The organism is Rhizobium sp. SEMIA 4085, assembly GCF_013004495.1.
Lineage (GTDB): Bacteria > Pseudomonadota > Alphaproteobacteria > Rhizobiales > Rhizobiaceae > Rhizobium > Rhizobium gallicum.
Window position 1 is genome coordinate 1 of sequence record NZ_JABEPH010000374.1, and the last position, 5,635, is coordinate 5,635.

Consider the following 5,635-nt stretch of genomic DNA (forward strand, 5'->3'; position numbering starts at 1 on the left):
GGGAGCGCGCCTCTATCCGCGGCAGGCTCTCAGCCAGCTGCACCCGGGCCAGTTGCGCGCCGAGACAGAAGTGGATGCCGTGGCCGAAGCTCAGCATGATCTTCCCGTCGGTCGACATGCCAGGACTGGTGCCGTAGAACCGTGCGGGATCGAAGCGGTCGGGATCGGCGAAGGCGTCCGGGTCGCGATTGCCGGCCGCGATCAGCACGCGCACGTCCGCATCCTTCGGGATCACCACGCCGCACAGTTCGATGTCGCGCTGCGCGATCCGCGGAATGGAGCTGAACCTGGCGGGCGCGTCGCAGCGCAGGACTTCTTCGACGAATGCCTCGATTCCCATGGCGTCCCCCTGCAGCCAGTGCCGCTGTTCGGGATACGCCAGCATCGCCAGGACGGCATGGTCGATGGTCGCAGCAGTGGTAGTGAAGCCGCCCAGCAGCATGCCCCATAGCATGCTGATCAACTCCGCATCCGACAGCATGTCGGCGTCGTCGCCGTGTGCGCCGACGAGCATCGACACGATGTCCTGGCGGGGATCGGTGCGCTTGCGCTGTATGAGGTCGCCGAAGTAGGCCTTAACTTTGGCGCTGGCTGCGTCAGCCGCGGCGAGCTGGGAATCGCTGGCGTGAGGGCTCAGGCCTTCCAGGATGGCGCCGATGATGGCGGCGAGCCCGAACATGTCCTCCTGGGGCATGCCGAACAGTTCGGCAAAGACCAGCATTGGCAAGGCAAGCGCGAATTCGCGATGCAGGTCCACCGCCTCCCCGCGCTCCAGCGCGGGCGCGATGCCGTCCAGGCGCGCTGCGACGATGCGCGCGATGCTCGGCCGCAGGTTGTCGATCTCGCGCATGGTGACATCACGGGAGATCAGCCGGCGCAGACGCGTATGCGTTGGAGGTTCCTTCATCGCTAAAGTGGATGCCAGCAAACTGAGCGACAAGCTGGTCGCCGCACGCGGGAAATAGCGCGCCAATTCGCCCGGCGCTGGTCCCCGAAACGCATCGCCCGTGGCCGTGAACGCCCAGTAGATGTCGGCGTGGCGGCTCAACAGAAAGAGGCCCGACGTCGCGCGATGCACCGGATCGTGCTCGCGCAACCACCGCATGAACGGATACGGGTCGTGGATGCACGCTGGCGACGCCAGTTCGGCGAAGGCGTCCCGGCATACTGCCGTTGTTTCTTTCACGTCCATCTTGGTTACCTGTTTGGTTGGCTGATCTGACCGGCGCGAGCGAGGCCGCCGGCCAAATTGCGGACAAGATCCCGACCCCCCCGGGCGTCCACGCATCACCAGAGCACCGGCATCTCTTCGAAGCCGCCAGTGATGATCTCCTTGCGCAACTTCAGTTCTTCGGGCGCCACTGCGAGGCGCAGCCCGGGAAAGCGCTGGAAGATCGAACCGAACACCGCCTTGAGTTCCAGCCTAGCCAGCGCCACGCCGATGCAGTTGTGCGGCCCGTAGGAGAACGCCAGGTGCGGCTTTCCGTCGCGTCCGATGTCGAAGATTTCCGGGTCGTCGAAATGGCGCGGATCGAACGACGTCGCCGGCAGGCCGACAAGCACCTTGCTCTCCGCGGGAATATGCACGCCCGCGATGGTCACGTCGGTCCTCGGATAGCGCATGATGCCGTCCCAGCCCGCGCCCGGCGGGTACATGCGCAGGATTTCCTCCACCGCCTTGTCCACCAGGGATGGATCGCCGACCAGGCGTTCGCGCTGTTGCGGATGGCGGAACATGGCCAGCAGGCCGAATTCGATCTGCGCGACGGTGCTCTCGTGCCCCGCCACCAGCATGCCCGCCGCGAGGCCGATCGCCTCTTCCTCGGTCGCTTCGCCCTGGTCGACCGCCGCGAGCAGATCCGTCAGCAGGTTGGCGCCCGGATCCTGGCGCTTGTCCCGCATCTTGCCGCGGATGTAGGCGCGCAGTTCTTCCCAGGCCAGGCGCGACGCACTGCGCGGGCCGCTTTCATGCTGGTGCGTCATCACCTCGTCGGACAGCCCGGCGAAAAAGGCGTGATCCTCGTAGAGCACGCCCATCAGCGCGCTGATGACCATGGCCGGAAGCGGAAAGGAGAGGTGGCGCCGCAGGTCGGCGGGCTGAGGCTGGGCCGCCAGCGTCTCGAACAACTGCGCGGCGATCGCCTCGACCTGCTGCGCGAGCAGTTCCACCCTGCGGTTGCTGAAGGCCGGCGCCACGATCGTGCGTAACCGGGCATGCTCCTCCCCCTCGTGCGAGACCAGCCACCCCGGCGAACCGAGAATCACCGAATCCGGGGTGAATGCCGCCGGCGGCATTCCCGCGGGCCGGAACGCCGCGTCGGACAGCACCGCCTTGGCCTCGTCGTAGCCTGTCACCCACCAGCCGTCGTGCCCGGACGGGAAGCGCACGCGGTGGATCGGACCGTTGGCGAGTAGCGCCAACATCTCGGGGGAGGGCTCGATGTGATCGACGCGCCACATCGGCAGGGTCGGCAAGGGTTGTTCGGACATGGTGACACTTCACTCTCTAAGCGATGGAAGGGCGGAAGGTGACCGGCAGGCGCTGTGGGCAGCGAATGACGTAAGACGGCATGTAGACGACGTCCTCCGCTGCGATGGTCAGGGCCAGATCCTCCAGCCGCACGAACGGCGCCGGGAATGCGGATCGCAATTCGAGGCGCGCCAGCGCCCAGACAGAAATGCGGCCCCTGGCCGAACGACAGGTGCGGGTTGTGCAGCGGGGTGACATCGAACCTGTCGGCATCGCCATAGATCGACTGACCGTAGGGATCGGCGAAGGAGATTCGACCGTACCCGCCACTGACGTGTCCGCCAATATAGCCTCCGGACCAGTCCCACACCGCCGGTGGCAGTTTCACTCCTGGCTCAAGGTCTGCCGCTTTGGTTGCACCGCTCGCGACAAGCGCAATAATTGTGGCTCCCAAAAGAAGAACTCTAGATCGCATCCAACACTTCCTTGCATTTTCTCGGTCCACAACCGAGCGCCAAGTCATTTCCACAGCAAACGGTCGGAACGGACCAGACGCGAACAGCGACGCGCGCCGTGTCCGTCCGGAAGACCATCGCACTGCGATTGGTGACGATGCCGTGAACAGAGCAAATCGCGTGCCGAAGTGAATTCGCAGGCTCAGCAGACACTTCGCAGCGGCGCGTAGTGTCAGGTTTCTGGCATTGAGTCTCAATGCCGACAAACGGCGCAGCAAGTGCCCGACAAAGGCCTGCTCTCGCGCTGAATGTGCGGGGCAGCAGATGATCGGCGGGTGTTGAATGCATCCTCTGGCGGTTCTGGACGGGCTCACCCTGGGCGGAAATCCCGGAGCGCTACGGTCCGCCGACCACCTGCTACAACGCTTCGTCCACTGGCGGAAGGCCGGTGTCTGGGACCGACTTCTTGAAGCGGTTTCCGAGGCTTACGATGGCGATATCGTCATGATCGACTCGACCTGTGTCCGCGTTCACCAGCACGCGGCCACGGGAAAATGAGGGGATGGAGACGATGGCGGCATGGGACGTCCCCCGGCGGGCTTACGAGCAAAATCCACGCGCTCGGCGACGCCGAAGGTCGCCCCGTCAGCCTCCGTCTGAGCGGCGGGCAAGTCGCCGACTGCACCGAGGCCGGCGCGTTGATGGACGAGCTCGGCGAAGGAGACATCCTGCTGGCCGACTAGGGCTACGACAGCAACGCGATCCGGGCCAAGGCGGCCGAGCGCAAGGCTTGGGCCAACATCCCGCCGAAGAGCAACAGGAAGGGGTCGTTCATCTTCTCGCGCTGGGTCTATCGGCAGCGTAACCTCGTGGAACGGTTCTTCAACAGGATCAAGCAGTTCCGGGGTGTCGCACCCCGAAACGACAAGCGCCCTGAAAACTATCTCGCAGCCGTAAAGCTCGTCGCCACGAAAATCTGGTGTCACAGCTTATGAGTCGACGGCGTAGCTAGCATTGTCCGAGATACGACAACGTTGGACATGCAAGACAGCGGGTTCGATCGGTTACGCTGTATCAAAAGAGTTTTGCCTTTGGCACGCATATTGCGTGGAGCCATTTGCAGATGCGCAATAGAGGGACGATAATTCTGCGGAGAATGTCGAAATGTCGGAAAAGTGCTTTCCGCTGGGGCCTGCATCCGATCCTTCTACTGTAGGACGTTTCAGATGCGGAAGAGTTAAGAGGCCGTACAGGAATAGTCGGGCCGAGCTGCACAGGAGCTCTTTACCGCGGTTAGCCGTGGAGGACGTCCGGTCGGCCGCGAGACGACTTCGGACCGCCGCTCAAGGAAAGGAAAGAATGACGGCCCGCAGGGAAGTGGGCGGGCCGACTTCTCCATCGGCTTGGGCGGCTGGTGGGGCCCGAGGACTTGAGCACATCCTTGTGATTGAAGATCTCGATGTGCGCGGTATTCGGCCCGTCAAACTCCTGTTCACAACGATGGCTGCCGCCTTGATGGCAACCACCGCTTTTGCTGCGGATCCGTTCCCCGCAGACCTCAGAGAAACGGCACTGGCTACCTTCAAGGCTTTGCCATCCACCACGCGGGCACTCGCCAACAACCCGATCACATCGGAGAAGATCGTCCTCGGCAAGGCACTGTTCTTCGATCCACGCGTCTCGGCGTCAGGCGTTTTTTCGTGCAACTCATGCCACAACCTGGCCACCGGGGGCGACGACGATCTTGAAACCTCGATCGGCCATGGTTGGCAGAAGGGACCGCGCAACGCGCCGACGGTACTGAACGCTGTCTTCAACATCGCGCAGTTCTGGGACGGTCGCGCCGAAGACCTGAAGGCTCAGGCCAAGGGACCGGTCCAAGCCGGTGTCGAAATGGCCAATACACCGGGTCAAGTCATTGCCACGCTCAGATCGATGCCGCAATATGTCGAATGGTTCAGTGCGGCTTTCGCGGGTGAAGCCGATCCGGTCACCTTCGACAACTTCGCCAAGGCAATCGAAGCCTTTGAGGCGACATTGGTCACGCCAGCCCCCTTCGATGCGTTCCTCAACGGTGATGACGCCGCCATGACTTCCGAACAGAAACAGGGCCTGACGCTTTTCATGGACAAAGGCTGCTCGTCCTGTCATTCCGGCATCAACGTTGGCGGGGAGGGCTATTACCCCTTCGGTCTTGTTAAAAGGCCCAGCACCGACGTTCTGCCGGAAAAAGACAAGGGCCGCTTTGCGGTCACCAATACATTCGACGATTTCTTTGTTTTCCGCGCGGCGCCGCTGCGCAACGTAGCACTCACCGCGCCATATTTTCATTCGGGCAAGGTTTGGGATCTGAAAAAGGCCATCGCCATCATGGGGACCGTCCAGCTCGGCGAAGAATTGAAGGAAGAAGAAGTCGAGCTGATCGTTGCCTTCCTTAACTCGCTGACTGGAAAGGTACCGGATGTCGCCTATCCCGTCTTGCCTGCCGAAACGACGGCAACACCTCGACCTGTGTCGCAGATATTAGGGAAATAAATGCTCGAGCTGGCTACGGAAGGTATCGGCGGATCATAACAAATGGACCTCGACTGCCCAGCGCTGACCCCAACTGGGATTGAAGTCCACCACAAAAGTGTGAAGGGCAGGAGAGTGTCAAACAACTCGTACGCAGAAATTAACATCGGCCAAAAATCAAACGAAAACTCAGACA

Annotated in this window: 4 protein-coding genes and 1 pseudogene; 2 read left to right on the plus strand and 3 right to left on the minus strand. The window is 62.3% G+C overall.

Annotation, left to right across the window (positions count from 1 at the left end):
* The 3 genes from C9413_RS26775 to C9413_RS26785 all read right to left on the minus strand — a co-directional run.
* Positions 1–1,192 (minus strand): cytochrome P450 (locus C9413_RS26775; RefSeq protein ID WP_170251136.1); only part of this gene is annotated, 1,192 nt, incomplete at its 3' end.
* A 95-nt stretch (positions 1,193–1,287) separates the two neighbouring features.
* Positions 1,288–2,490 carry a cytochrome P450 gene (locus tag C9413_RS26780; protein WP_170251137.1) on the minus strand — a complete coding sequence of 401 codons (1,203 nt, stop codon included), beginning with the start codon at positions 2,488–2,490 and terminating at the stop codon, positions 1,288–1,290.
* 16 nt (positions 2,491–2,506) lie between these two features.
* Positions 2,507–2,815 (minus strand): hypothetical protein, encoded by a 309-nt coding sequence (locus C9413_RS26785; RefSeq protein WP_281408680.1) that lies wholly within the window; start codon positions 2,813–2,815, stop codon positions 2,507–2,509.
* A gap of 433 nt (positions 2,816–3,248) precedes the next feature.
* On the opposite strand from C9413_RS26785, the pseudogene C9413_RS26790 reads away from it, so the two are divergent.
* Both C9413_RS26790 and C9413_RS26795 read left to right on the plus strand, forming a co-directional pair.
* Positions 3,249–3,920: pseudogene (locus C9413_RS26790) on the plus strand (IS5 family transposase); the annotation flags it as partial.
* A gap of 505 nt (positions 3,921–4,425) precedes the next feature.
* Entirely contained in the window at positions 4,426–5,460 is a 1,035-nt protein-coding gene (locus tag C9413_RS26795) for a cytochrome-c peroxidase (protein WP_170251138.1), read from the plus strand.
* The last annotated feature ends 175 nt before the right edge of the window (positions 5,461–5,635 follow it).